The following is a 25,498-nucleotide window of genomic DNA, read 5'->3' on the forward strand; positions in this document are numbered from 1 at the left end:
GGCTGTCGAGTACAGCAGACCATTCTGCCACACCGTGACAGGTCAGCCGACCGCGGCCACCGGCTCCGGAATGCGGAACGGCTTCCCGCATCCACCGCACACGATCGGCGCCTGGGCCAGCACCGACGGGACGACGCGGACATTGCGGCCGCAGTCGCACACCGCCTTGACCCGGACCCCGCCACCGGACGAGCCGTGCCGCGCGGCAGGCCCGCGGAAGGTGCGGGAGGTCTCGGCGGTGGTCGCCACGGTGTGCGCCTTGAGCGCGCGCTGGAGGCGGTCGATCGTCGTCCGGTACCGCTTTCTCGCCTCGGGGCTGAGGGTGACCAGCGAGAAGCCGCTACTGGGATGCGGCTCCTCGGGGTGGTCCAGCCCCAGCTCCTCGGCGATCGCCAGGAACCGGCGGTTGTGGTAGCGGCCGGCGCGTGAGGTGTCACGGACACCGCGGGCAGCGGCGATCCCATGCACTGCCTCATGCAGCAGCCGTTCGAAGGAGAGCTCGGCGCCACATGCGGACGACGATTCTCCGATCAGCGATTCGGGCGCGGCGAGATCCGGCAGCTCGGGGTGGTGCCGTTGAATATCGGCCCACGCCTGCGCCAGCTCTGCGGCGAGAACAGGTGGTGTCGTGCTCACGTCGTGCTAACGAGCGGGACCGGTCCGGTGTTCCGATTCCGGGGCATCCCAAATAATTTGCACGTACCAGTCAGTTCACGATGATGTACGACGACGAGGGGCGGGTGCGTAAATGTATGGATGAGCCACGCACCGCGCACCAAGCCGGTACGTACCGGTTCAGTAGGCCCTCGCGACGTCAGCTCTCGCGACGTCAGTAGGCCCTCGCGACGAACGCGACGTTACCGGGAGCGTCGTCGGCGTCCGGCACCGCCCCGTCCTCGGTGACCAGACACCGCACGGACACGGACCGCTCGGCGAGCGCCGCCTCGCCCTCCGGGCCCAGGTCCGCCCACCGGATGCGGGCCCAGCCGCCCGCGGCCGCCGCCTCGGCGGCCTCCTCCATGGTCGTCACGTCCGTGGTGCGCGCCTTACGGCGCTCACGGGCCTGCCGCAGCAGCAGCGCCTGGTCCTCCTCCAGGACCTTGGGCAGCAGCTCCGGCAGCAGCTCGGCGCGCACCGGCTCCTTGCCGCCGGGGATGCGCCTGGCCACCATCGCGGTGCCGCCCTCCAGGTCGCGCGGGCCGACCTCGACCCGGACCGGCACGCCCTTGAGCTCCCAGTCGACCGCGCGCCGGCCGAAGGGGGTGTCCGTACGGTCGTCGACATGGACCCGCACGCCCGCCGCGGTGAGCAGCTCGCCGATCTCGCGGACCTTGGCGAGCACCGCGTCGTCGCCCTTGATCGCCAGCACCACGACCTGGATCGGGGCCAGCCGCGGCGGGATCCGCAGGCCGTTGTCGTCGCCGTGCATCATCACCAGCGCGCCGACCATCCGGGTCGTGCTGCCCCAGGAGGTCTGCCAGACCAGCTCCTGCTCGCCGTCCTTGGACAGATAGCTGGTGTGGAAGGCACGGGCGAAGTTCTGGCCGAGCTCATGGCTGGTGCCCAGCTGGAGCGCCTTGCCGTCGCCCATCATCCCTTCGAGGGTGAGGGTGTTGAGGGCGCCGGCGAACCGCTCCCGGGCGGTCTTGCGGCCCAGGACCACGTCCATCGCCAGGACGTCCTCCATGAACCGGGCGTAGACCTCGCGGTGGATCCGGGCGGCGAAGTCCCGGGCGTCCTCGTGCGAGGCGTGCGCGGTGTGGCCCTCCTGCCACAGGAACTCGGTCGTCCGCAGGAACAGCCGCGGCCGCAGCTCCCAACGCACCACATTGGCCCACTGGTTGATCAGCAGCGGCAGATCGCGGTAGCTCTGCACCCACTTGGAGAAGTACTCGTTGACGATCGTCTCGGAGGTGGGCCGGACGACGACCGGCTCCTCGAGCTCCTTACCGCCGCCGTGGGTGACGACCGCGAGCTCCGGCGCGAACCCCTCGACGTGATCGGCCTCCTTGGCCAGATACGACTGCGGGATGAAGAGCGGGAAGTACGCGTTCTGGACGCCGACCGCCTTGATGCGGGCGTCCATGTCCTGCTGCATCCGCTCCCACAGCCCGTACCCGTACGGTCGGATCACCATGGTGCCGCGCACCGGGCCGTTGTCGGCCAGTTCGGCCTTGTTGATCACGTCCTGGTACCAGCGGGGGAAGTCCTCCGCCTGGGGGGTGAGCACGGGAGCCTTGGCCATGGCGCCGATCGTACGGCTCGGGGGTACCGAACCGTGAATCGGGCCAGAACGAGCCGATCAGTGCCGGCCATCGCCCGTGCCACGCCCGCGCCCCTCAGGCGGCCCGCCGGAGGTCAGGGGGGCGGTTCCGGGAGCGAGGCGTACGCACAGGTGTGCGGGGGCGCACACAGGGGGCACGCAAGCACGGCCGTGAAACCTCTGGACGCGGGGACGGATGCGGAGTTCCCTGGCATTTGGGGGTGGGACGTCACAACGCACAACGGGGGATGTGACACCGAATCTGACGACGGCACTGCTCTTCGCTGATTGGGGCCCTTTCGATGACATCTACGCTCGTACGGCGGCACCGCCCGCGCCCCTCCTCGTCGTGGACGACGGACGCGCACGCTCGCACCCGCGACTGGGCGGAGATCCAGGAGCGGATGCTGGTCCCGCTGTACGAGGCCGTGTACGAACGGCTGGACGTCGGCGCCGGGACGCGTCTGCTGGGCCTCGGCTGCGGCTCCGGGCTCGCCCTCCTCATCGCGGCCGCACGCGGCGCCGCGGTCTGCGGGGTGGACACGGACGAGCGGCGCCTGGGCCTCGCGCGGGAGCGGCTGACCGCCGCGGGCGCGCCGGGCGACCGGGCGCGGCCCGCCCGGCTGGGTCTCGGCGGCCCGGAGAGCCCCTGCGTGCGGGAGGCCGCGACGGACGGGGCCTTCACGGTGGTGACCGCCTTCGAGCCGCTGTCGGCCCTGGGCGCGGGAAGGCCCGGTGCGACGGTGTCCGCCGCCGCGTCCACGCTCGCGGCCGCCGCGGCCGGCACCGAGCGCGGCGGGGCCGTGGTGCTCGCCGGATGGGGTCCGCCGGAGCGCTGCGCCACCTCCGGGGTGCTGCGAGTGGGCGCCCGGCTGGCCGATCCCATGTGCGCCCCCGGCTACCGCCAGGAGGTGCCTCCTCCCGCGCGCTGGCGGCCGTCCGGCCGCGACGACCTGGAGGAGCTGGCCGCGCGGGCGGGCCTGCGGCCCGACGGCTCGGGGCGGGTGGCCTGCCCGTTCGGGTACGCCGACACCGACAGCGCGGTGCGCGGGCTGCTGTCGACGGGGCTGTTCGACGCGGCGGAGCGGGCCACGGATCCGACCCAGGTCCGTAAGGAGATCACCGAGGCGCTGCATCCGCATCAGCGGGCGGACGGCACGGTGTGGATGCCGAACGTTTTCCGCTATCTGATCTGCCGCGTCTGAACGGGGCCGTCGCATAAGGCCCCTGACGGTGTGCGCAGGGGCCTTACGGTTCGTTCGTACGGGGACGGCTCGGGGGCCGGGGCGGCTCAGCCCATGAACTTCTTGAACTCGTCGGGGAGTTCGAAGTCCTGACCGCCCTGGTCACCATTGGGCAGCCCGAACGCGCCGCCCTGTTCGCGGCGCGCCGCGGCGGCCTGCTCCTCGGCCTTGCGCTTCATGGGGTTGCCCGAGCGCTGCTTGCCCTTGGCCTTCTTCTGCTGCTTGCCCTTGCGCTTGTTGCCGCCGCCCATGCCTGGCATGCCCGGCATCCCGGGCATCCCCGGCATGCCGCCCTGGGCCATCTTCGACATCATCTTGCGCGCGTCGAAGAACCGCTCCACCAGGTTCTTGACCGCGCTCACCTCGACGCCGGAACCGCGGGCGATACGGGCGCGGCGCGAGCCGTTGATGATCGTGGGGTCCTGGCGCTCGCCGGGGGTCATCGACTTGATGATGGCCGCGGTGCGGTCCACATCCCGCTCGTCCAGGTTGTTGATCTGGTCCTTCATCTGGCCCATGCCCGGCAGCATGCCGAGCAGCTTGGAGATGGAGCCCATCTTGCGGACCTGCTCCATCTGCGCCAGGAAGTCGTCGAGCGTGAACTCCTTGGGGCCCTTCGCCAGCTTGGCCGCCATCTTCTCGGCCTCTTGCTGGCTGAAGGTCTGCTCGGCCTTCTCGATCAGGCTGAGCATGTCGCCCATGCCGAGGATGCGGGACGCCATGCGGTCCGGGTGGAACGCGTCGAAGTCGTCCAGCTTCTCGCCGTTGGAGGCGAACATGATCTGACGGCCGGTGACGTGCGCGATGGACAGCGCGGCACCGCCGCGCGCGTCGCCGTCGAGCTTGGAGAGCACCACACCGTCGAAGCCGACGCCGTCGCGGAACGCCTCCGCGGTGTTCACCGCGTCCTGGCCGATCATCGCGTCGACGACGAAGAGGACCTCATCCGGGCGGACCGCGTCGCGGATGTCGGCGGCCTGCCGCATCAGCTCCTCGTCGATGCCGAGGCGGCCCGCGGTGTCGACGATCACGACATCGTGCTGCTTGGTCCGGGCGAACTCGATCGAGTCCTGCGCCACCTTCACCGGGTCGCCGACACCGTTGCCCGGCTCGGGGGCGAAGACGGCGACACCGGCCCGCTCCGCGACCACCGAGAGCTGGTTGACGGCGTTGGGGCGCTGGAGGTCACAGGCGACGAGCAGCGGGGTGTGGCCCTGGGTCTTCAGCCAGCGGCCGAGCTTTCCGGCGAGCGTGGTCTTACCGGCGCCCTGCAGACCCGCGAGCATGATCACGGTCGGCGGCTGCTTGGCGAAGCGGAGGCGCCGGGCGTCGCCGCCGAGGATGCCGATGAGCTCCTCGTTGACGATCTTGATGACCTGCTGGGCGGGGTTGAGCGCCTGGGAGACCTCCGCGCCGAGGCTGCGCTCCTTGACCTGCTTGATGAACGCCCGGACGACCGGCAGCGCCACGTCGGCTTCGAGCAGGGCGATCCGGATCTCGCGTGCCGTGGCGTCGATGTCCGCCTCGCTGAGGCGTCCCTTGCCCCGGAGGTTCTTGAAAGTCGCTGCGAGGCGATCGGAGAGGGTATCGAACACGGTGGTCGCGAATCCTTCGGTCGGATGTCGGGTCGGTGGTCGGCCTCCAAGGGTATCCGCCCGTCGCGCGAACGGTCTGCCCCCTGGTGTGCGGCGCGACCCTCGTTCCGGGGGCCCCGCCCCCGTGCCCCCGCCGGGGCTCCGCCCCGGACCCCGCTCCTCAAGCGCCGGAGGGGCTGGGAAGTGGGACCGATCCGCCCCCTCAGGCGCCGGGCGGGCTGGTCAGTGCCCGCTCGACGTTCTGTGCCACCTCGGCCGCGTGCATGGGTTTCAGGGGGGCGCCGGAGTCGTCTGTGACATAGAACGCGTCCACCGCGTTGGCGCCGAGGGTGGAGACGTGGGCGCTGCGGACCGCGACGCCGGCGTGCTCCAGGGCGCGGCCGATGCGGTGCAGCAGGCCGGGGGCGTCCTGGGCGCGGACCTCGATCACGGTGGCGAGCTGGGAGCTGCCGGGGGCGACCGTGACCCGGGGTGGTGGGGCGTGCACCCCGCGGCGGCGGGGGTACTTGCGGTAGGCGGCCTCGCGCTCGGCGAGGCGGGCGACGATGTCGAGCGAGCCGTCCAGGGCGCGGAGCAGGTCGTTCCGGAGCCGGGCGGCCTGCGGCAGCGAACCGTACTCGGCCGCCACCCGCCAGCTCAGCAGCAGCACTCCGCCCGCGGCGCCCGCCGCGTCCAGCTCCGACGGCAGCTCGACGGAACGCAGGTCCGCCGCGCGCACCGTAAGGCGGTGCAGGGCCAGGACGCCCGCCGCCGTGGCGAGGACGCCGGGCTGGTCGGGGACGGCGATGAGGAGTTCCACGCCGATCGGCTCGGGGCCGGTGGGCCCCTCCTCCGGCGGCGCTTCGACGGCATCCGTAAGGAGGCCCGTTTCGCCCGGCGGCAGTGCCTCGGAGCGTGCGTGCAGGGCCAGCACCGGACCGCCGGTGCGCCATGCCTCGACCGCGAGGCGCTCCTGCTCGGCCGTGGTCTGCTGCGGGGTGGACCAGTCGTCCGCGGGTTCCCCCGCGAGCACCGCCGAGACCCGTTTGACCAGGTCGGCGACGAGGGAGCCGCGCCAGGCGCTCCAGGCCGCGGGGCCGGTGGCGAGGGCGTCGGCCTCGGTGAGGGCGTGCAGCAGTTCCAGGGTGGTGGCGCTGCCGACGGCCTCGGCGACCGAGCGCACCGTGGCCGGGTCGTCCAGGTCGCGGCGGGTGGCGGTCTCGACCAGCAGCAGATGGTGGCGTACGAGGGTGGCGAGGACCGCGACGTCCGCGCGGTCGAAGCCGATACGGGCGGCGACGTCCCGGGCGATGGTCTCCCCGGCCACCGAGTGGTCGCCGGGCCAGCCCTTGCCGATGTCGTGCAGCAGCGCGGCGACCAGCAGCAGATCGGGGCGGCCGACCCGGCGGCTGAGGGCGCTGGCCCGGACCGCGGTCTCGACCAGGTGCCGGTCCACGGTCCAGCGGTGGACGGGGTTGCGCTGCGGACGGCAGCGCACCCGCTCCCAGTCCGGCAGCAGCCGGGTGACCAGCCCCTCGGCCTCGAGGGCCTCCCACACTCCGACGGTGGACTCGCCCGCGCCCAGCAGCGTGATCAGCTGCTCCCTGGCCTCGGGCGGCCACGGGACGGGCAGCGGCCGGGCGGCGGCGGTCAGCCGCCGCACGGCGTGCGGGGACAGCGGAAGCCCGGCCTGGGCGGCCGCCGCGGCCGCCCGCAGGGGGAGCACGGGGTCGCGGTCGGGGCGCGCGGCGCGGGCCAGCACCACCTCGCCGTCCTGCTCCACCACGCCCTCGGCGAGCGGGCTGCGCTCCCCCGCGTCCGCGCCGCTTCCCGCGCCTCCGCGCCCGCCGAGGAGGGCGCGCAGCCGGGGCCGGGCGGATGAGCGGGCGCGCAGCACCCGTTCGACCTCGCGCCAGGTGACATCGGAGGCGTAGGAGATGATCCGGGCGGATTCGTAGATCTGGCGCAGCAGGGCGTCGGCGTCCAGCAGCCCGAGGGCGCCCGCGACCTGGTCCTGCTCCTGGAGCGCGAGGCGGTCGGTGGCGCGGCCGGTGGACAGATGGAGCGCGTCGCGGGCGTCCAGCAGCCGCCGCCGCGCGTCGTCGAGGCCCTCGCGGGGGGCGTCGGCGAGCCAGGAGGCGGCGATGGCGCGCAGCGCGGTGGCGTCCCGGAGCCCGCCGCGGGCCTCCTTCAGATCGGGTTCGAGCAGGAACTGGAGCTCTCCGTGGCGCTCGGCGCGCTCCTGGCACAGGGCGTGGAGCTCGGGCAGCCGCCGCGGGGCCTGGGCCCGCCAGTCGCCGAGGACGGCGGTGCGCAGATCGGCGGTGAGCGCGGCGTCGCCCGCGATGTGGCGGGCGTCGAGCAGGCCGAGCTGGACCTTCAGATCCTCGGCGGCGGTCCCGCGGGCCTCGTCGGGGGTGCGCACGGAGTGGTCGAGGGCGAGGCCCATGTCCCAGACGGGGTACCAGATGTGGTCGGCGAGCGCGGCGAGGGCGGCACGGTCGGCAGAGCCGTCGTGCAGCAGCAGCACATCGAGGTCGCTGCGCGGGGAGAGTTCGCCGCGTCCGTAGCCGCCGACGGCCACCAGGGCGACGCCCCGGGCGATCCCGGCGGCCTCCGTCCCGCCGGTGAGCAGGGCGGCCAGCCACTGATCGGTGAGTTCGGCCAGGGCGGCGCGGCGCGGCGGCCCGGACCGCGACTCCTCCTGGAGGAGTCGCAGCCGCGCCGCCGCGTAGCCGCCGGGCCCCGAGTCGGTGGTGTGGGTCGTGGTCTCGAGGCTGTCCGTCAACTCGGCTCCCTGTCCGCGTGCCACTGGTGGTCCGGAGGGGTCAGAGGGCGTCCGGGCCGCGCTCCCCGGTGCGGACGCGGACCGCGGTCTCGACGGGGACGCTCCAGACCTTGCCGTCCCCGATCTTTCCGGTGCGGGCGGCCTTGACCACGATGTCGACCAGGTCGTCGGCGTCCTCGTCCTCGACCAGCACCTCTATGCGCACCTTGGGCACCAGGTCGACGGTGTACTCGGCGCCCCGGTAGACCTCGGTGTGGCCGCGCTGACGGCCGTAGCCGCTGGCCTCGGTGACGGTCAGACCCTGGACGCCGAACGCCTGCAGCGCCTCCTTGATCTCGTCGAGCCGGTGCGGCTTCACTACTGCGGTGATGAGCTTCACGCGTCCACCTTCTTGTTGTGCGGCTTCTGCGGCGCGGACGCGCCGGCCTGGCCCGCGGCGGGCACCGTACTACGGGGGGATCCGCCGACCGCGCTGAAGTCGTAGGCGGTCTCGGCGTGGAACGCCTGGTCGACACCGCCGAGCTCGTCGTCCTCACTGGCCCGGAAGCCGATGGTGACGTCGATGAGCTTGGCCAGGACCCAGGAGACGGCGAAGGAGTAGACCAGCACGGTGAAGGCGCCGAGGGCCTGCTTGCCCAACTGGGTCATGCCGCCGACGCCGTCGGTGGCCAGGACGCCGACCAGGAGGGTGCCGATGAGGCCGCCGACCAGGTGCACTCCGACCACGTCGAGCGAGTCGTCGAAGCCCAGCTTGTACTTGAGACTGACGGCCCAGGAGCAGACGACACCGGCCACCAGGCCGATCACGATGGCGCCCCAGGCGTCGACCGCCGCGCCCGAGGGAGTGATGGCGACCAGGCCCGCGACCGCGCCGGAGGCGGCGCCCAGCGTGGTGAACGCGCCGTGCCGGATGCGCTCGTAGGCGAGCCAGCCGAGCATCGCGACGCCGGTGGCGATCTGGGTGTTGAAGGCCATGTTGGCGGCGGTCCCGTTGGCGGCGAGGGCGGAGCCGGCGTTGAAGCCGAACCAGCCGAACCACAGCAGACCGGAGCCGAGCATCACCAGGGGCAGGTTGTGCGGGCGCATCGGGTCCTTCTTGAAGCCGATGCGCTTGCCGAGCACCAGGGCCACCGCGAGGCCCGCGGCGCCCGCGTTGATGTGGACCGCCGTGCCGCCCGCGAAGTCGATGACCTCCTGCTTGAACAGCCAGCCGTCGGCCTGCCAGACCCAGTGTGCGACGGGGAAGTAGACGACCGTGGACCACAGGGTGATGAAGAGCGTCCAGGCGCCGAACTTGACGCGGTCGGCGACGGCTCCGCTGATCAGCGCGGGGGTGATCACCGCGAACATCAGCTGGAAGAGCGCGAAGGCCAGGACCGGGATCGCGTCCGGCTTCTCGCCCCACAGCGAGGTCGGCTCGATGCCCTTGAAGCCGATGTGGTCGAGATTGCCCAGCAGCCCGCCGCCGACGTCATCGCCGAAGGTGAGCGAGTAGCCGAACAGCACCCACAGCAGCGAGACGACGCCGAGCGAGATGAAGGACATCATCAGCATGTTCAGGGCGCTCTTCACCCGCACCATGCCGCCGTAGAAGAAGGCCAGGCCAGGGGTCATCAGCATCACGAGCGCAGCGCTGATCAAGACGAACGCTGTATTTGCGCCATTCAATGTGGACGTCTCCTCGAAGCGACGGCCCGTGCGGGCAGGACATCGGTGGGCCGGTATTCGCCTCGAGGTTGGCGCAGCGCCGTTTCAGCCAATGCCGCCCGATGTTTCACGGCAGTGACGAAGGACGCGGGAGTGTTACGTGGCGGTGAACCGCGGTGGGCGGGCCGGAGCCCTCCGTTACGGTGTCGCGATCATCGCCGGGGCCGCTCAGACGGCCTGGCCGGGACCCGTCGTCTCGGGGGTGTCGGGAATGAGAGTGGCCAGCCGCTCACTGAGATCGGTGATCTCCGGCACGTCGCCGAACTGGCGCACCGCCGTGTCCACGGTCTTGCGCAGCCGGTTGTTGACCCGCTCCGAGCGCACCCGCTTGGCGAGCGGCAGCGCCTCGTGGGCGACCGCCGCGGCCTGCTCGGGCTGCTTCTGGAGGAGGTGGACGGTGGCCATGCCGATCAGGTTGAGCGCATACGAACGCTGGGGGCCGGACTCGTTCTCGGTCTCCTGGCCGAAGAGCCGCACGGCCTTGCGCATCACCGGGTCGGCCATCTTGGCGTAGGTGGGGCTGCGGCCGGCCACATAGGCGAGATCGCGGTAGGAGTGGGCGTTCTCCGCGTTGAGCTCGGCCTCGGAGAAGAAGCGGATCCAGTCCGGGTCGCCGTCGCCCCCGGCGCATTCGGCGAAGGTGTCCTCGGCCATCTTCACGGCGCGGTGGCACTTGCTGGGCTGGCCCATATTGGCGTAGGCACGGGCCTCCATCGCATACAGCATGGCCTGGGTGCGCGGCGTGGCGTTCTCCCGGCTGCCGTACTGCGCGAGGTGGATCAGCTCCAGCGCGTCGTCGGGCCGCCCGACGTGGATCATCTGGCGGCTCATGCTGGAGAGGACGTACGAGCCGAGGGGGCGGTCGCCGGACTCCTTGGCGGCGTGGAGCGCGAGCACGAAGTACTTCTGCGCGGTGGGCTGGAGCCCGATGTCATAGCTCATCCACCCGGCCAGCTGGGCGAGCTCGCCCGCGACCTTGAACAGCCGCCGGGAGACCGCGTCCGGATGCGGCTCCTGGAGCAGGTCGGTGACCTCGTGCAGTTGGCCGACCACCGCCTTGCGGCGCAGCCCGCCCCCGCACTGGGCGTCCCAGGCACGGAACATCACGATGGTGGACTCCAGCAGCTCCAGCTCGGGCTCGGAGAGCCGGGAGACCCGGCGCGCGCGCCCGCCGTCGGCCGCCCGGGCGCCGCCGGGCTGTCCGCCCGTCGAGGGCACCAGCCAGCGCTGCATGGGCTCGATGAGGGCGGGGCCCGCGGACAGCGAGAGCGAGGTGCCGAGGAAGCCGCGGCGGGCCAGCATCAGATCGCTGCGGGAGAACTCGCCGATCAGCGCCACGGTTTCGGGCCCGGCCCAGGGAAGGTCCACCCCGGACACGGACGGTGACCGGTGGACGGCGCGCAGCCCGAGGTCCTCGATGCCGACCACACAGCCGAAGCGCTCGGAGAACAACTCGGAAAGGATCTGCGGAATCGGCTCGCGGGGTTGCTCGCCGTCCAGCCAGCGGCGCACCCGCGAGGTGTCCGTGCTGATGTGGTGGGCACCTAACTGCCGTGCCCTGCGGTTGACTTGGCGCGCCAGCTCCCCCTTCGACCAGCCGCTGCGCACGAACCACGACCCCAATTGCGCATTGGGGCGCTTCCCAGCACCGCCGCCGCCGTCGCCCACCCGGAACGCCCCCATCCCACGAATCTTCCCGGACCGCCACCAGAATGCCTTCTGTCACGGTCAGTTGTCCCCGGGATACGGCGCATCAACCGCCCGGACGGGGAACCGCCTCATGCCAGTGGCATGTACCGATCCGTACTCCGCCCGTCGTCAGCTCGCGTTCGAGCGAGCGCTGTTTCCAGGGACTGTGCACTGAAAGTAATCCTACGATCACGCCTCCGGCGAGGCGGTTCCCGAAAACGCCACCATTCGCCACCCCTTCGAATGAACCCGGTTGCCGTTTCCCACGATTCACTTGACACCGAGGCGACGGGAACAGGTGAAGGGGTGCACGTGGGGGCGCACGGGTCGCGTCTCACCACCTCCGTCACATCGGAGCGCACACCGCCGCACCTCATCGGCGACGGAGCGTCATCGTGACGCTCCGACTCGTAACCATCGAGAGCGGGACCCGTTGGAGGGGGCATGGGCTTCACGATCGGCGGCATCCGGGACATGCGGTCCGGCTCACGGCGCCGCAGCCGTACGTCCGAGTCCACGACGGTGGCGGAGTACACCGGTCTGTGGGGCTGGGACGTGGTGCCGGGCGCGCGGGCGGCACGGGGCTCGGGGGGCGGCAGAAACGAATGTTCATGCGGTGACCGGGACTGTCCCTCCCCCGGGGCGCATCCGCTCGCCTTCGCCCCCGGCGTCCCGGCGGGCGCCACGCTGGACGCCGCCGCGGCCGCGTGGGAGCGGGTCCCCGGGGCGGCCGTACTGCTCCCCGTGGGCCGCTCGTTCGACGTCCTGGAGGTCTCGGAGTACGCGGGTGGACACGCGCTGGTCCGGCTGGAGCGGATGGGGCTGCCCCTCGGCCCGGTGGCCGCCACCCCGCACGGGCGCGCCCAGTTCTTCGTCGCCCCAGGCGCCGCCGCCGAACTGCCCGAGCTGCTGTACCGCATGGGCTGGGACGACGCCGACCTCGATCTGCGCTGTCTGGGCCCGGGCGACCACATCACCGCCCCGCCCTCGGACCTCGGCGGCCTCGGACCGGTCCGCTGGCTGCGCCCGCCGACCCTCGACACCGCGGACCGCCCGCCGCACGCCCGGCTGGTCCTGGGGACCCTGGCCTATCTGAGTCATCGGGCCGGGGGCTGATCCCCGCCGGTCCGCCGCCTGCGCGAAACGCCGGACGGGCCGGGAATTCGACCCCGGCCCGTCCGGCGCGATACGGGTGATCCCCCCACCACGGGCCTCAGCCGCCGATCAGCGCGTCGACGAACGCCTCCGGCTCGAACGGCGCGAGATCGTCCGCGCCCTCGCCCAGGCCCACCAGCTTGACCGGGACGTTCAGCTCGCGCTGGACCGCCACCACGATGCCGCCCTTGGCCGTGCCGTCCAGCTTGGTCAGCACGATGCCGGTGATGTCCACCACCTCGGCGAACACCCGCGCCTGCACCAGGCCGTTCTGCCCGGTCGTGGCGTCCAGGACCAGCAGCACCTCGTCCACCGCGCCGTGCTTCTCCACGACCCGCTTGACCTTGCCCAGCTCGTCCATCAGACCGGTCTTGGTGTGCAGCCGCCCGGCGGTGTCGATCAGGACGACATCCGCGCTCTCGGCGATGCCCTCCTTCACCGCGTCGAAGGCGACCGACGCCGGATCGCCGGCCTCCGGCCCCCGGACCGTACGGGCACCGACCCGCTCGCCCCAGGTCTGGAGCTGATCTGCGGCGGCGGCACGGAAGGTGTCGGCCGCGCCGAGCACCACGGACTTGCCGTCGGCCACGAGCACCCGGGCCAGCTTGCCGGTCGTGGTCGTCTTACCGGTGCCATTGACGCCGACGACCATGACGACGCCCGGTTTCTCCTCACCGTTCGCGCCCACACCGCTCTCGGTGTGCACCGAACGGTCGGCCTCGGTGCCGATGAGGTGCAGCAGCTCCTCGCGCAGCAGACCGCGCAGCTCGTCGGGCGTACGGGTGCCGAGCACCTTCACACGCTCCCGCAGCCGCTCGACCAGCTCCTGCGTCGGCGCCACGCCGACGTCCGCGGTCAGCAGCGTGTCCTCGACCTCCTCCCAGGTCTCGTCGTCGAGGTGCTCCCGGGACAGCAGCGTCAGCAGCCCCTTGCCCAGAGTGTTCTGGGACCGGGACAGCCGGGCGCGCAGCCGGACCAGCCGGCCGGCGGTCGGCTCCGGGACCTCGATCGGCGGGACCTCGGGCGCGGGTGCCTCCGCGGTCGCGGCCGGGGCCTCGGCCCCCGGGAGGTCCACCTCCTCGATGGTTCTGCGTGGTTCCTCACGCGGGGTTTCGGCCTCCTCGCCGACGTGCGGTTCGGCGGGCGGCGCGGTGACGGTGGGGCTGCTCGGCGGGGGCGGGGGCAGCCGCTTCTTCTTGCGGCCGCTGATCACGAGCCCGCTGATCGCGGCGACCGCGACCACAGCGATGACTACGGCAAGGATGAGGTATTCCATAACGCCCCCCAGTATCAGCCACGAGGGGGAGCGAGTCATTCGCCTCCCAGCCCGGCCCGCCGGGCGCGCACGATCGCCTGGGCGCGGTCGCGCACCTGGAGCTTGGCGAAGATCGATCCGACGTGATTGCGCACCGTCTTGTCCGTCACCACCAGCCGCTGGGCGATCTGGCGGTAGCCGAGCCCGGCCGCGAGCAGATCCAGCACCTCCAGCTCCCGGGCGGTCAGCGTCGGGAACGCCTCCTTCGCGGACGCCGAGCCCGACGCGCCGACCAGCGCCCCGAGCCGCTCGGCCATCCGCGGGCTGAACACCGCGCCGCCGCGCGCCACGGTGTGCAGGGCCCGCAGGATCTCGTCCCGGCCCGCGCCCTTGAGGAGATAGCCGCGGGCTCCGGCGCGCAGGGCGGCCAGCAAGCTGTCGTCGTCCTCGGACATCGTCATGACCAGCACCCGGATCTCGGGGTGATCGCACAGGATCCGCCGGGTCGCCTCCAGCCCGGACCGGCCCGGCAGCGCGAGATCCATCATCACCAGATCCGGACCGGTGCGCACGGCCTCGGCCATCGCCCCGTCCGCGCAGGCCGCCTGGCCGACGACGGTGAACGCGTCATCGAGATTGACGGCGGCGGCCAGACCCTCCCGGAAGAGGGGATGATCGTCCACCAGCAGTACCCGCCACTGCGACACGCTTCGCCCGCCTTTCTTTTTCGAGGCTCGGTTCTCCCCCAGCTACCGCTGGGAGGTGCCCCCTGTCGACGGTCGACCGTGCTCGGTCGCCCACGCGGCGGCAGCCGCAAATCAATCGCAGCCCTCGCTCCCTGCGCGCGCTCTCCCTTACGACAGCGACGCGCCCCTTCGGCTCTCTCGCCGGAAGACCCCAGAGGCGGGAAGCCCTACGGCGCCCGGCTCATCGGTCTGCTGGTCTTGAGGAGGGCCCGGCACGCCTCGTGGCCGGTGGGCTTCCGGTGCTCCTCCGGATTGCCGTGTTCGCCCGGGCCCGCGAGGGGCAGCACCGCGTGGACCACCGTGCCGGTGGCCGCTCCGGTCACCGAGCAGGAGCCGCCGATCTCCTCGGCCCGTTCGGTGACCGAGGCGAGGCCGACACCGGGCACCGCGGTCTCGCGCAGGCCGCTGCCGTCGTCGGTGACCTTGACCTCGAGGATGTCCGGGCCCGCGGTCAGCTCGACGCTCACCTGGCGCGCCCGGGCGTGCCGTACGGCGTTGGTCAGCGACTCCGCCGCGATCCGGTACGCGGCCGTCTCCACGCCCGGCGACAGCGGGGGCAGTGCGGCGGGGCGGCTGGCCACGCTGACCCGCAGGCCGTCGACGCCCAGCCGGTGCGCCAGGTCGCGGACCGCACCGGCCAGTCCGCGCTCGGCCAGCGCGGCCGGGGCCAGGCCCGCGGTGATCCGGCGCACCTCGACCAGGGCCTCGGCGAGCGTCTCGGCGGCCTCGCACAGCTGCGGGGTGGCGGGGTGGCCGGGCGGGCAGGAGGTCTGCGCGATGTCCAGGCGCAGCCTTACGGCGGCCAGTTGGGGGCCGAGTCCGTCGTGGATCTCCCGGCGCAGCCGGCGGCGCTCCTGTTCGCGGGCGAGCACCAAGCGCTCGCGGGCGGCCTGGGCCTCCTCGGCCAGGCGCAGCGCGGCGAGCGCGGGGGCGGCCTGGTCGGCGAGGAGGGAGAGCAGTCCGCTGTCGCGTTCGGCCGGGGTGCCGGAGCCGTCGCGGGAGACCTCCAACCGGCCGACGGTGCGCCCGTGGTGGCGCAGCAGGAACGTCTGGACCGCGCCGGTCAGCGGGGCCCCCGCGGCGGCCAGCCGCCGGGGCCCGGCGCGGGTGTCGACGCTGACGGCGGCGCCCGAGACGCCGAGGTCCTCCACGGCGCTGCGGCAGATCTGCTGCGGCACCTCGCCCGGGTGCGGGGCCTGTTGCAGCCGTACGGCGAGGGCGCTCACGGCTTCGTGCGGGCGGGCCCGGGGCCCGTAGAAGGCGCGCTCGACGCAGAGGGTGAGCTTGCGGGCGCTCGGCCGCAGCCCCCAGCCCAGCACCAGGGCGCATCCGGCGGTGATGGTGGTGGCCCCGCTGCGCACGGAGGGGAGTCCGGCCTGGACGGCGACGACCGCGCAGACCACCACGGCGGCCAGCGAGGTCAGCACGAAGGCGCGGGCGAGGCGGTGGCTGGTGGAGCGGTCCAGCCGCCATATGCCGGTGCGGGCGACGCCGAGGCAGATCGCGGCGGCCCATACGGCGCTGCCGACCGTACGGGCCACGATGGTGGGCACGCCCTCGCCCCACTGGGACAGCAGGAGCGAGACGCAGGCGGGGTAGGCGGCGGCCAGCAGCGCCCAGTCGCGCCGCTCGGCGCCGCGCGAGACGGCGGCGCGGCCGCACAGGGCGGCGGTCACGGCCGCGGCGACGCTGCGCAGCACCCAGGGTTCGGCCTCGGCGTAGGCGTCGAGGTGGTCAAAGGCCCACTGGCCGCTCACGGTGGAGAACGCCGGGTTGGCCACGGAGCCCACTCGGGGCTCGCTGATCAGCCACAGCCCCGCGTACCCCAGCCAGTAGCCGGACGCGCCCAGGCTGATCACCCACCACTGCCACCGCCGGCGCCCGCACCGGGGGAACAGCCACAGCGGCAGCAGCAGTACGGTCAGCGGGCGGCAGGCCATCTTGGCGGCGGCGAGCAGCAGGGACAGCACGGCGCCCGTGGTGCCCAGGTCGGCCAGGCCCAGCAGTCCGGCGGCGGCCGAGGGCAGCAGCCACAGGCCGCCGGCCACCAGCAGGACGCCGCCGTAGCGCCGGGCCGAGCGCTCGGCCAGCAGCAGCACGCCGACGCCCAGCACCGGGACGCCGACGGCGACCCTGGTCAGCACGGTGGCGCCCCGGGGATGGGGGTAGGCGAGCGCGAGCCACTCGTCGTTGACCCGCAGCAGCCCGGCCACCCATCCGGCCAGGACCACCACGATCAGTACCGATGCCCCGCCCGCGGCGCGCACGGCGCGGTCCTTCGGCAGTGCGGCCCGTCGCATCTCAACCGGCGGCCGGCCCGGCGGTCAGGGCGCGCGCCGTGCCGGAGCGGCCGCCTCTGACCCACAGCGTGACGTAGTTGTCGTTACGGCCGGGGCGGCACTTGTACTCGTCCCACTTGTGCCGTTCGACACCGGCCTTGCCCACGCGCTTGCAGGCCGCGGTGGTGTCGTAGTGCCCCGCCTCCCGCCAGTCGGTGTCGGCCGACGTGGCGGCAAGGGAGGAGGCGGTGGCGGGGGAGGCGGCCGCGGTCCACATGACGGCCCCGGCGCTCAGGCCGAGGGCGATCGCCGTGCGGATTCGGGTAGGGCGCATGGTCGTTCTCCTTGTGTCTCGCCCCGAGCACTACCCGCCACCGCGGCCGCGAAGTGCGCGGATGCCCCGGCCCACCCGAACCGGTGACCTCCTAGCACCCCCGTTTCCATCGGTGGCGGGATCCGGTGCTCACCCCACGAGCAGCAGTACTGCCACCGCGATCGTCTCCGCCTCTCCGTAAGGCAGCCCGAAGCGCATCAGGGCGAGCATGACGGGCTGCGCCGCCCAGACCTCCAGCGTGTCGAGGAAGTTCGCGAGCCGGTGGGCGTAGCGGCGCACCATCGCGGTCTCACGGGGGCTGAGCCGGCTGAGCAGCTTGGCCAGCAGCGCGCCCCCGTGGCGGAGGGCGGTCACCAGCAGCCGCTGCCGGATGAGCCGCGCGACGTCGGGGTCGGGGTCGCTGCCGTCGCCGGAGAACAGCGTGGCCTTGGCGGATTCCAGGGGCCCGGGGTCACCGGCGGTCTGCCGGACCCGGGTGATGAGGTCGTCGATGTCGGCCGCGGTGATGAGCGATTCCCCCGTGCTGATCGTCACGCGCCCCTCCTCAGTTGGCGTATGCGGGCTGCGGCCCATGGAGCGGGCCGGCCCCCACCATCGGCCGCCCCGCGTCCCAGGCACATGAGTCATCCGCCCCGGCCGTGCCCGTGCGGTGGGCCGAATGTGCCATGACGGTGGTGATTTGACGGTCCGTCAGCTACCGTCCGGCTGCCGCGTCCCATGACGAAGGAGGACATCCGCCATGCCCGTCACGGTCGTACGCCTCAACCTCGTCGATCCCGACGCGACTCCGCGCGGCCTGTCCGAGCGGTACCGCGCCGCGCTGGAGATGGCGGCCTTCGCCGATGAGCGGGGCGTCTCCACCCTCCAGACCGAGGAGCACCACGGGTCCCCCGACAACTGGCTGCCCGCGCCGCTGGCCTTCGCGGGCACGCTGCTGGGCGCCACCCGCCGGATCACCGTCACCGTCTCGGCGCTGATCGCGCCGCTGTACGACCCGCTGCGGCTCGCCGAGGACCTCGCCGTGCTGGATCTGGCCAGTGGCGGGCGGCTGATCACGGTGGCGGGGATCGGCTACCGGCCGGAGGAGTACGCGGCCCTGGGCACGGACTGGAAGCGGCGCGGCGCGCTCCAGGACGAGGCGCTGGAGACGCTGCTCGCGGCCTGGACGGGCGAGCCCTTCGAGTACCGGGGCCGCACCGTCCGGATCACCCCGCGCCCGTACACCCGGCCGCATCCGCCGCTGCTGATCGGCGGCAGTTCCCAGGCGGCGGCCCGCCGCGCGGCGCGCCTGGGCCTCCCGTTCTTCCCGAGCGCGCATCTGCCGGAACTGGAGGCGTACTACCACGCGCGGCGGGAGGAGTACGGCACCGAGGGCTGGTGTCTGATGCCCCCGGCGGCCACCCCGCTGCTGCATCTGTCCGAGGACCCGGACCGGGCCTGGGCGGAGTACGGCACCCATCTGCTGTACGAGGCGCGCAGGTACGCCTCCTGGCAGCAGGGCACGGTGCGCTCGGCGGTGCGTTCACGGGCCGAGGACGTGGCGGCGCTGCGCCGTGAGGGCGTCTACCGCATCGTCACCCCGGAGGAGTGCCTGGCGCTGGCCGAGGAGGGCGGCGAGGCGGCGAGCCTGGTGCTCCATCCGCTGTGCGGAGGGATGCCGGTCGAGGAGGGCTGGCGGTCCCTGCGGCTGTTCGCGGAACGAGTGCTGCCCCGCCTCAAGGACTGAGGCGGGGCAGTTCTCCTGTGCGAGGAGTGGGTGGCGGGGGGGGTTAGCCCATCTCCTCCAACGCCTTGCCCTTGGTCTCCGGCACCCACTTGAGGATGAACGGGATCGAGAGCAGGGCGAAGGCCGTGTACATGATGTACGTACCCGACAGGTTCCAGTCCGACAGGCTCGGGAAGCTGGCGGTGATGGCCCAGTTGGCGATCCACTGGGCGGAGGCGGCGACACCGAGGGCGGCGGCGCGGATCTTGTTCGGGAACATCTCGCCGAGCAGGACCCAGACCACCACGCCCCACGAGAGGGCGAAGAAGAGCACGAAGGAGTGGGCCGCGATCAGCGCCAGGACACCCTCCGTGTGCGGCAGCTTGCCGTCCACCAGGTGCGCCGAGAAGGCCCAGGCCACCAAACCGAGAGAGACGGCCATGCCCACGGAGCCGATGAGCGCGAGCGGCTTGCGGCCGACCCGGTCGACGAAGATCATCGCGATCACGGTGCCGAGGATGTTGATGATCGACGTGGTGAAGGAGTAGAAGAACGAACTGCTCGGGTCGACGCCGACGGACTGCCACAGCGTCGAGGAGTAGTAGAACGCCACGTTGATGCCGACGAGCTGCTGGAAGACCGAGAGCCCGATGCCGATCCAGACGATGGGCAGCAGCCCGAACCGGCCACCGAGGAGGTCCTTGAAGGTCGACTTCTCCTCGCTGCGCATGGCCTGGTCGATCTCGGCGACCCGCACATCGAGGTCCACGGTCTTGCCCTCGACCTCCTCCAGGACCTGCTTGGCCTGGGCGGTGCGGCCGACGGAGATCAGGAAGCGGGGCGACTCGGGGATGGCGAAGGACAGCAGCCCGTAGAGGACGGCGGGGATGATCATGACGCCGAGCATCCACTGCCATGCCTCCAGGCCGGCGATCTGCCCGCGCTGGTCGCCGTCGGCGAGGTTGAGGATGCCCCAGTTGACGAGCTGGGAGATGGCGATGCCGACGACGATCGCGGCCTGCTGGAACGAGGCGAGCCGGCCGCGGTAGGCGGGCGGGGCGACCTCGGCGATGTAGGCGGGGCCGATCACCGAGGCCATGCCGATGCCGACGCCGCCGAGCACCCGCCAGAAGGCCAGGTCCCACAGCGAGAAGGGCAGCGCCGAGCCGACCGCGCTGATCGTGAAGAGGGCGGCGGCGATCTGCATGACGCGGATCCGGCCGATCCGGTCGGCTATCCGGCCCGCGGTGGCGGCGCCGACGGCCGAGCCGATCAGGGCGATGGCCACGACCTGGGCGAGGGCCGCGGAGCCGATGTCGTACTTGCCGCGGATCGCCTCGACCGCTCCGTTGATCACCGAGCTGTCGTAGCCGAAGAGAAAGCCGCCCATCGCGGCGGCTGCGGTGATGAAGATGACGTGGCCGAGGTGATCCGGCTGGGCCTTGCGGCCCTCGGCTCCCTGTGCCTGCACGGTGGTGGACAACGTGAACTCCTGACGCCCGCCCGGCAACGCTGCCGGACGTGGGGGGACGGCTGGCCCTTCCAGCGGAGGCTGCTGAGACGTCGACCACCACTTGAAGGTAAAAGCAACGTTGCAGAGACTATTCCTTCAAGTTTCGAAGTCAATAGGGTGTGACGAAGAAATCGCTCCAGCACGCCGACACGCGAGGGCAAGCCTTGACTTCAAGTATTGAAACGGTCACCGCAAGCGCTGGCTGATGACCTTCGAGACGCCGTCCCCCTGCATGGAGACGCCGTACAGCGCGTCGGCGACCTCCATCGTCCGCTTCTGGTGGGTGATCACGATCAGCTGGGAAGCCTCCTGCAGCTCCTGCATGATCCGGATCAGCCGCTGCAGATTGGTGTCGTCGAGCGCCGCCTCGACCTCGTCCATCACATAGAACGGGCTCGGCCGCGCCTTGAAGATCGACACCAGCAGGGCCACGGCGGTCAGCGAGCGCTCACCGCCCGAGAGCAGCGACAGCCGCTTGACCTTCTTGCCCGGCGGCCGGGCCTCCACATCCACGCCCGTGGTCAGCATGTTCTCGGGGTCGGTCAGCACCAGCCGCCCCTCCCCGCCCGGGAACAGCCGCGAGAAGACGCCCTCGAACTCGCGCGCGGTGTCCCGGTACGCCTCCGTGAAGACCTGCTCGACCCGCTCGTCGACCTCCTTGACCACCTGGAGGAGATCGGCCCGGGTCTTCTTGAGGTCCTCCAGTTGCTCGCTCAGGAACTGGTGCCGCTCCTCCAGCGCCGCGAACTCCTCCAGCGCCAGTGGGTTGACCTTGCCGAGCTGCTGGTACGCGCGCTCCGCGGCCTTCAGCCGCTTCTCCTGCTGCGCCCTGACGTACCGCACCGGCTGGTTGCGCGGATGGTCCGGATCCTCCGGCAGCACCTCGCCCTCGGCGGGCGGGGACGGCGGGACGGGCTGGTCGGGGCCGTATTCGGCGATCAGCCCGGCCGGTTCGACGCCCAGCTCCTCCAGCGCCTTGGTCTCCAACTGCTCGATCCGCATCCGCTTCTCGGCGCCCAGCACCTCACCCCGGTGCACCGAGTCGGTCAGCTTGTCCAGCTCGCCCTTGAGATCACGCCCCTGGCCACGGGCGGTGTCCAGCTCCCGCTCGCGCTCGGCCTTGGCGCGCTCCGCGGCGTCCCGCTCCCGCTCGGCCCGCACCAGCGACACCTCGACATGCGCGAGCAGCTGACGGGCGCCGGACGCCACGGCGGAGGCCACCTCGGCCTCATGGCGCAGCCGGGCGCGCCGCTGCTCGGCGCGCGCCCGGGCCTCGCGCTCGGCGCGCGCGCCCCGGTCGAGCGCGTCGGCCCGCCCCGCGAGCCCCTTGACGCGCTCCTCATGCGTACGGACCTGGAGCCGCGCCTCCATCTCGGTCTGCCGGGCGTTGGCGCCGTCGGCCGCCAGCCGGTCGCGTACGGAGGTGTCGGGCTCCTCCTCCCCCGGCTCCTCCTCCGCCACGGCCAGCCGCTCGGCGAGCTCCTCGGCCTCCTCGGTCGCCCGCTCCAGTGCCTCCTCGGCCCTGGCGACGGCCGCGGCGCTCCGCTCGGCCTCCCCGGCGGCCCCGCGCGCCTGCCCGGCCAGCCGGCCCAGCGACTGCGCGACCCGCGACTTCTCGCGGTCCGCCGCGCTCCGGCGGCCCGCGAGCTCCTCGACGAGCGCCAGGCACTCGGCCCGCCGCTCCTGCGCCGCGCGCTGCGCCCCGGCCAGCTCCTCGCACCGTACGGCGAGCCGCTCGAGCTCGGCCGCGGCCTCGTCGACGGACGCCTGCACCTCCAGCAGCGTGGGCGCCCCGGCGGACCCGCCCTGCGCGAAGTGCGCCCCGAGCAGATCGCCCTCGGCGGTCACGGCCGTCAACTCCGGGCGCCGGGTGAGGAGCTCCTCGGCATCCTCCAGGGTCTCGACCACCACCATGCCGTCGAGCAACCGCCTTACGGCGGGCAGCAGCGCGGCCGGCCCATCCACCAAATCCGCCACCCGCGGCAGCTCTTCGCCTCCCCGGTCCCGCTCCTGCCCGTGCGGCCCGCTCCCCACGGGGTGCGGTACGCGTGTGGAGACGGACGGTTCGGGCGGCCCCCCGGCGGCAACCGAGGGCGCGGGCTCCGCCGGAGCGGCAGCCTCGCCCACTGTGCCCGACAAGGCGACCCCTGCCTCCGACCCCGCGCACGCGCTCGGCCCTCCGGCGTTGCCGCCGGCGCCCGAGGCCGCGGCCGCCGACGCGGCGGTCCATCGCGGCGGGGGTGCCTGGCCGGGCACTCCCGGCACGGCCCCCTCGGCGCGCGTCCCCGGCACGAGGGCGGCGGTGCCCGGCGCGGACTCGGTGGAGGTGGCGTGCGGTGCGCCGGAGCTGCCCGGCTCCGAGGCGGTGGACGACGGCTCCGCGAGGTTGGCGGACGGGGGCTCCTCCCCCTCGGCGTCCGGCGTCGTCAGCAGCAGAGCGGCACGGCCGGCGTCGTCGGCCCGCAGGAGGCGGATCGCCTCGGCGGCCGCGTGGGGACCGCTGACGGCGATCGCGTCGGCGGCGGCGCCCAGGGCCGTGGCGACCGGGACCTCGAAGCCCGGGGTCACGGTGAGGAGTTCGGCGGCGGGGCCCAGGAGCCCGCCGAGGCGGTCGGCGGCGGCCATAAGGGCGCCCGTGCCGTCCTTACGGCGCAAGCCGAGGGCGAGGGCGTCATGCCGTGCGGAGGTCGCGGCGCGCTCGCGTTCGGCGGCCGTCGCCGCCTCGCGGGCCGCGCTCAGCGCGGCCTCCGCCTCCGCCAGCTCGCGCTTCGCGGCCTCGTGGCGCTCCGCCAATTCCGCGTCATCCGCGTCGAGTCCGTCGACCTCCGCCTTGAGCTGCTCGTACTCCTCCTGCGCGGCGACCGCCCGGGTCTGTGCCTCGTCGCGGGACGCGGCCAGCCGCTCGATCTCGGCGCGGGCCGAACCGGCCCGGCCGCGGGCGGCGTTCACCTGGCCCTGGAGCCGGGCGAGCCCTTCGCGGCGGTCGGCGATGGCGCGGGCCACGTCCTTGAGCCGGCGCTCCTCATCGGCCAGGCTCCGCTCGAGCTCGGCCCGGTGCGCCACGGTGTCGTCCAGCGCCCGGCTCGCCGCTTCCAGGGCGGCCTCCAGCTCGGCCTCCTGCTCCCGGATGCGGGCCGCCTCGCGCTCCATGTCCTCCGGGTCGCGGCCGCGCCGCTCCTCCCCGGGGGCGGAGGTGGCGCTCTTGACCCGGGCGTCCGCCAGGCTGATCGTGCCGCGCACCCGCTCGGCGAGCTGCGAGAGCTCGTACCAGGTCTGCTGGGCGTCCCGGAGCCGGGGCGCGAGCCGCCGCACCTGCTCCTCCAGCGCGGCCTCGCGCTGCTGCGCGGTGCGCAGCTCGGCCTCCGCGGCCTCCTTGCGCCGCTTGAGCTCCGCCTCGTCGGCGACCTCGGCGCGCAGCGCCTCGCGCAGGGTCACCAGGTCGTCGGCGAGCAGCCGCAGCCGGGCGTCGCGCAGATCGGCCTGGATGACGGCGGCCCGCCGGGCCACCGCGGCCTGCCGGCCGAGCGGCTTGAGCTGGCGGCGCAGCTCGTCGGTGAGGTCCTGGACGCGGGCGAGGTTGGCCTTCATCGCGTCCAGCTTCCGCAGCGCCTTCTCCTTGCGCTTGCGGTGCTTGAGGACGCCCGCGGCCTCCTCGATGAAGGCGCGGCGGCCGGTCGGGTCGGCGTGCAGCACCCCGTCGAGCTGACCCTGCCCGACGATGACGTGCATCTCCCGGCCGATGCCGGAGTCCGAGAGCAGCTCCTGGATGTCCAGCAGCCGGCAGGTGTCCCCGTTGATCTGGTACTCGCTGCCGCCGTTGCGGAACATGATCCGCGTGATGGTGACTTCGGCGTAGTCGATGGGCAGCGCGCCATCGGCGTTGTCGATGGTGAGCGAGACCTCGGCGCGGCCGAGCGGGGGGCGGCCGGTGGTCCCGGCGAAGATGACGTCCTCCATCTTGCCGCCGCGCAGGGACTTGGCACCCTGTTCGCCCATGACCCAGGAAAGGGCGTCCACGACATTGGACTTGCCCGAGCCATTGGGGCCGACGACGCAGGTGATGCCCGGCTCGAACCGGAGCGTCGTGGCGGAGGCGAAGGATTTGAACCCTCGCAGGGTCAGGCTCTTGAGATGCACGCCTTTGGACTCTACCCGCCGCCCTTCCTCCGGCACCGTCCCCTGACGGTGGCGCGGCGCACCCGTCCCGCTTTTCTCCGTTTCAGCAATGATCGGTTTCACCGCTGGGAGAGAGGGGCACATCAGTCGGTAAGGGTGGCTCGGAGGCACGCTGGGGATACGACGAAGGGACGCCGAAGCGTCCCTTGAGGATTCTCAAGCGGCTGACGATGCAGCCCGACCGGCCCTGGGGCTGGGTCAGGCGAGCGCAGGCTCCGCCTGGGATACGTCGATGCTTTCGAGCAGCGAGTCGCCGTGACGAGCGGCGGCGGACAGCGCGTCGTTCTCGGCCTGAATCCGGACGATCTCGGATTCGAGGTCCTGGACGCGCTGCTGAAGCCGTCGCATCTCGGCGAGGACTCGGGGGTCGGAACCGCCGACGTAACCGAGAAGCGCCTTTGCCATGATGGATGGTCCTCCACAATGAGTGACCGACCGAAGCGGTGTGGGTCGTGAGGGATTTGCACCCGCGATGCCTGCCGAATTACTACCGTGCTGCGCGGCAAACAGTTAAGGTGCGCGGGGCTTCCAGCGTCTCACCAATTGGTTTGAGGGTCAACACGATCACACGCCGACGGGCCCGCAGGGGCCGAGAGCAGACCGGCGGCGCATGGTGCCGCCCCTCTCCAGATGACCCATCGCGGTCGGGGATCTTTCGTGACTCCGCAGCCTTCCATGGAGCGGCCCCGTTGGCAACCATCAGCCGATTTCTGCTCACCGTGCGCAGGGAAGGCGTGGTCAGAGGGGCACCGCGGAGGGTGCCTCCGGTGAGTTGATCAACGGATCTCGAAGGTGTCGTAGCCGCCGCGCGGTGTGTCCCAGATCTCGGTGATTCCCTCGACTTTCCCGGGCGTGTCGCCGTCTCGGAGCCATTCGAGCAGTTGTTCGCATTCCGTACGCGGGCCCTCCGCGACCACCTGCACCCGCCCGTCGGCGAGGTTGGAGGCAAAGCCGACGAGGTCCCCGATGCGCAGCGCGTTGGCCCGGGTGTACCAGCGGAAGCCGACGCCCTGCACGCGGCCGCGGACCCACACGGTGAGGCGGACTCTTTCGTTCATATGCGCACGCTA

The 25,498-nt window shown here is 72.6% G+C and carries 19 protein-coding genes; 3 read left to right on the forward strand and 16 right to left on the reverse strand.

Annotated elements, in window-relative coordinates; translation table 11 throughout:
• Nucleotides 1-42 precede the first annotated feature (42 nt).
• Complete coding sequence (locus ACZ6TD_RS15685; protein ID WP_137979763.1) at nt 43-636, reverse strand: hypothetical protein; 594 nt, start codon at nt 634-636, stop codon at nt 43-45.
• A 193-nt stretch (nt 637-829) separates the two neighbouring features.
• Nucleotides 830-2,245, reverse strand: coding sequence for a proline--tRNA ligase (gene proS / locus ACZ6TD_RS15690; protein ID WP_471354484.1), 1,416 nt, complete (start codon nt 2,243-2,245; stop codon nt 830-832).
• Nucleotides 2,246-2,565: 320 nt separating this feature from the next.
• Here proS and ACZ6TD_RS15695 point away from each other — a divergent pair, with 320 nt between their 5' ends.
• On the forward strand, nt 2,566-3,468 hold the full coding sequence (locus ACZ6TD_RS15695) for an SAM-dependent methyltransferase (RefSeq protein ID WP_471354486.1): 903 nt from the start codon (nt 2,566-2,568) through the stop codon (nt 3,466-3,468).
• A gap of 86 nt (nt 3,469-3,554) precedes the next feature.
• Here the strand turns inward: ACZ6TD_RS15695 and ffh are convergent, their stop codons facing one another.
• The 5 genes from ffh to nsdA form a co-directional block, all read right to left on the reverse strand.
• A complete protein-coding gene (gene ffh, locus ACZ6TD_RS15700) occupies nt 3,555-5,102 on the reverse strand; it encodes a signal recognition particle protein (RefSeq protein WP_471354488.1) in 1,548 nt (515 codons plus the stop codon).
• A 202-nt stretch (nt 5,103-5,304) separates the two neighbouring features.
• On the reverse strand, nt 5,305-7,869 hold the full coding sequence (locus tag ACZ6TD_RS15705) for a [protein-PII] uridylyltransferase (RefSeq protein WP_471354490.1): 2,565 nt from the start codon (nt 7,867-7,869) through the stop codon (nt 5,305-5,307).
• 40 nt (nt 7,870-7,909) lie between these two features.
• Entirely contained in the window at nt 7,910-8,248 is a 339-nt protein-coding gene (locus ACZ6TD_RS15710) for a P-II family nitrogen regulator (RefSeq protein WP_413806940.1), read from the reverse strand.
• Nucleotides 8,245-9,537: an ammonium transporter gene (locus tag ACZ6TD_RS15715; protein WP_471354492.1), complete on the reverse strand. Its 1,293-nt coding sequence runs from the start codon at nt 9,535-9,537 to the stop codon at nt 8,245-8,247. The genes ACZ6TD_RS15710 and ACZ6TD_RS15715 overlap by 4 nt, the downstream gene beginning before the upstream one ends.
• 207 nt (nt 9,538-9,744) lie before the next feature.
• On the reverse strand, nt 9,745-11,259 hold the full coding sequence (gene nsdA / locus ACZ6TD_RS15720) for a transcriptional repressor NsdA (RefSeq protein WP_471354494.1): 1,515 nt from the start codon (nt 11,257-11,259) through the stop codon (nt 9,745-9,747).
• 450 nt (nt 11,260-11,709) lie between these two features.
• On the opposite strand from nsdA, the gene ACZ6TD_RS15725 reads away from it, so the two are divergent.
• Entirely contained in the window at nt 11,710-12,381 is a 672-nt protein-coding gene (locus ACZ6TD_RS15725) for a bifunctional DNA primase/polymerase (protein WP_471354496.1), read from the forward strand.
• A 97-nt stretch (nt 12,382-12,478) separates the two neighbouring features.
• On the opposite strand, the gene ftsY is transcribed toward ACZ6TD_RS15725, so the two are convergent.
• The 5 genes from ftsY to ACZ6TD_RS15750 form a co-directional block, all read right to left on the reverse strand.
• Nucleotides 12,479-13,696, reverse strand: coding sequence for a signal recognition particle-docking protein FtsY (gene ftsY / locus ACZ6TD_RS15730; protein ID WP_452881187.1), 1,218 nt, complete (start codon nt 13,694-13,696; stop codon nt 12,479-12,481).
• 35 nt (nt 13,697-13,731) lie between these two features.
• Complete coding sequence (locus ACZ6TD_RS15735) at nt 13,732-14,382, reverse strand: response regulator (protein ID WP_471354498.1); 651 nt, start codon at nt 14,380-14,382, stop codon at nt 13,732-13,734.
• 206 nt (nt 14,383-14,588) lie between these two features.
• Nucleotides 14,589-16,721, reverse strand: coding sequence for a sensor histidine kinase (locus tag ACZ6TD_RS15740; RefSeq protein WP_471354500.1), 2,133 nt, complete (start codon nt 16,719-16,721; stop codon nt 14,589-14,591).
• Nucleotide 16,722: 1 nt separating this feature from the next.
• Nucleotides 16,723-17,034, reverse strand: a complete 312-nt coding sequence (locus tag ACZ6TD_RS15745) for a hypothetical protein (RefSeq protein WP_471354502.1) — start codon at nt 17,032-17,034, stop codon at nt 16,723-16,725.
• Between the two features lie 129 nt (nt 17,035-17,163).
• Nucleotides 17,164-17,568, reverse strand: coding sequence for a hypothetical protein (locus ACZ6TD_RS15750; RefSeq protein WP_471354504.1), 405 nt, complete (start codon nt 17,566-17,568; stop codon nt 17,164-17,166).
• Between the two features lie 205 nt (nt 17,569-17,773).
• Here ACZ6TD_RS15750 and ACZ6TD_RS15755 point away from each other — a divergent pair, with 205 nt between their 5' ends.
• Entirely contained in the window at nt 17,774-18,760 is a 987-nt protein-coding gene (locus ACZ6TD_RS15755; protein WP_471354506.1) for an LLM class flavin-dependent oxidoreductase, read from the forward strand.
• A gap of 43 nt (nt 18,761-18,803) precedes the next feature.
• On the opposite strand, the gene ACZ6TD_RS15760 is transcribed toward ACZ6TD_RS15755, so the two are convergent.
• The 4 genes from ACZ6TD_RS15760 to ACZ6TD_RS15775 all read right to left on the reverse strand — a co-directional run bounded on the left by ACZ6TD_RS15760 (nt 18,804) and on the right by ACZ6TD_RS15775 (nt 25,486).
• A complete protein-coding gene (locus tag ACZ6TD_RS15760) occupies nt 18,804-20,222 on the reverse strand; it encodes a sugar porter family MFS transporter (RefSeq protein WP_471354507.1) in 1,419 nt (472 codons plus the stop codon).
• 216 nt (nt 20,223-20,438) lie between these two features.
• The gene (locus ACZ6TD_RS15765) at nt 20,439-24,389 is read right to left on the reverse strand and encodes an AAA family ATPase (RefSeq protein ID WP_471354509.1); all 3,951 of its coding nucleotides are present in this window, start codon (nt 24,387-24,389) and stop codon (nt 20,439-20,441) included.
• A 237-nt stretch (nt 24,390-24,626) separates the two neighbouring features.
• The gene (locus ACZ6TD_RS15770) at nt 24,627-24,833 is read right to left on the reverse strand and encodes a hypothetical protein (RefSeq protein ID WP_037948583.1); all 207 of its coding nucleotides are present in this window, start codon (nt 24,831-24,833) and stop codon (nt 24,627-24,629) included.
• Nucleotides 24,834-25,204: 371 nt separating this feature from the next.
• A complete protein-coding gene (locus tag ACZ6TD_RS15775; protein WP_471354511.1) occupies nt 25,205-25,486 on the reverse strand; it encodes an acylphosphatase in 282 nt (93 codons plus the stop codon).
• Between the last annotated feature and the right edge of the window lie 12 nt (nt 25,487-25,498).

The sequence above is a fragment of the Streptomyces yongxingensis genome, from assembly GCF_055597465.1.

Bases quoted from the DNA above. Each gene is read 5' to 3' on its own strand.
- proS (WP_471354484.1), bottom strand. From the start codon at position 2,245: ATGGCCAAGGCTCCCGTGCTCACCCCCCAGGCGGAGGACTTCCCCCGC.
- ACZ6TD_RS15695 (WP_471354486.1), top strand. From the start codon at position 2,566: ATGACATCTACGCTCGTACGGCGGCACCGCCCGCGCCCCTCCTCGTCG.
- nsdA (WP_471354494.1), bottom strand. From the start codon at position 11,259: ATGGGGGCGTTCCGGGTGGGCGACGGCGGCGGCGGTGCTGGGAAGCGC.
- ACZ6TD_RS15725 (WP_471354496.1), top strand. From the start codon at position 11,710: ATGGGCTTCACGATCGGCGGCATCCGGGACATGCGGTCCGGCTCACGG.
- ftsY (WP_452881187.1), bottom strand. From the start codon at position 13,696: ATGGAATACCTCATCCTTGCCGTAGTCATCGCTGTGGTCGCGGTCGCC.
- ACZ6TD_RS15740 (WP_471354500.1), bottom strand. From the start codon at position 16,721: ATGCGACGGGCCGCACTGCCGAAGGACCGCGCCGTGCGCGCCGCGGGC.
- ACZ6TD_RS15745 (WP_471354502.1), bottom strand. From the start codon at position 17,034: ATGCGCCCTACCCGAATCCGCACGGCGATCGCCCTCGGCCTGAGCGCC.
- ACZ6TD_RS15755 (WP_471354506.1), top strand. From the start codon at position 17,774: ATGCCCGTCACGGTCGTACGCCTCAACCTCGTCGATCCCGACGCGACT.
- ACZ6TD_RS15770 (WP_037948583.1), bottom strand. From the start codon at position 24,833: ATGGCAAAGGCGCTTCTCGGTTACGTCGGCGGTTCCGACCCCCGAGTC.
- ACZ6TD_RS15775 (WP_471354511.1), bottom strand. From the start codon at position 25,486: ATGAACGAAAGAGTCCGCCTCACCGTGTGGGTCCGCGGCCGCGTGCAG.